The following is a 1,129-nucleotide window of genomic DNA, read 5'->3' on the forward strand; positions in this document are numbered from 1 at the left end:
ATGAACCGCCTGGTGGCGCTGCAGGCCACCAGCGAGGGCTTCCAGCTCGCGCTGGCCTCGACGGCCCAGACCAAGGCGCTCAACATGGCCATCGTCACCATCCTGGCCGCGGCCGTCACCATCGCCACCTTCCACGCGCTCAACACCCTGGCCGGGGTCTACCTCTACAGCGTGCTGTTCTTCATGGGGCTGCTGGTGCCGCTGGCGCTCTTCGTCGGGCCCCAGGTGCTGATGAACGCCTTCAAGTACGTGCTGGTGGCGCTGCTGACCCCGCTGGTCTCGGGGGTGCTCCTCTCGACGGGGATGAGCCTGACCTACAACAACGCCACCACCAAGATCCAGGCCCTCGAGGACATGGCCAAGAAGCTGGTTGAGGCGGGCATCCCCCCGGGGGCCGCCGCCTTCGCGCCCAGCCTCAACCAGATCGCCACCCGCCAGCTCTACAACCTCTACCGCTGCCTGGAGGCCGACGCCCAGGGCCTGGAGGTCGAGGGGGTGGACTGCGCCGCCGGCGTGGCGGGGGGCCTGGCGGGGGAGCTGGCGAGGGTCAGGGACGAGAACCCCGCCTACGCCAACGAGGCCCGCCTCATGCCCAGCGGCTTCACCGCGCTGCAGGAGGCCTACGGGGTGGCGCTGAAGAACCTGCTCGAGCGGGTGCCGCCCGGCTTCGCCGCCGGCAGCTACCGCAGCCTCAGCGAGGACGACCGCAAGGCGATGTACGGCGAGCTCAAGAAGCTCTTCGGCGAGGGGAGGGTGGCGGTGAGCGAGGACACCAAGGGCCTGCTGGCCTTCTTCCAGCGCTTCAGGGGTTGGCCGGACCTGGGGGCCAACCCCGGCGAGACCGTGCGGCTGTACGTGGCCGCCAGCGGAGGCCACCCGCTGCAGGGCGGGCAGTGGAAGAAGGACTTCGAGTCCGTGGCCTTCGACCCGGCCAAGCTGCCCGAGGGATCGCTGCTGGGGGCGGGGGACACCTGGGCCGCCGGCGCGGCCAGCCTGGGGCTGATGAACCGCCTGGTGGCGCTGCAGGCCACCAGCGAGGGCTTCCAGCTCGCGCTGGCCTCGACGGCCCAGACCAAGGCGCTCAACATGGCCATCGTCACCATCCTGGCCGCGGCCATCACCATCGCCA

Annotated in this window: 1 pseudogene; it reads left to right on the plus strand. The window is 70.6% G+C overall.

The window, feature by feature from the left end:
• Positions 1–1,129: pseudogene (locus tag Mterra_RS22735) on the plus strand (hypothetical protein); the annotation flags it as partial.

The organism is Calidithermus terrae (genome assembly GCF_003574345.1).
Taxonomy (GTDB): domain Bacteria; phylum Deinococcota; class Deinococci; order Deinococcales; family Thermaceae; genus Calidithermus; species Calidithermus chliarophilus.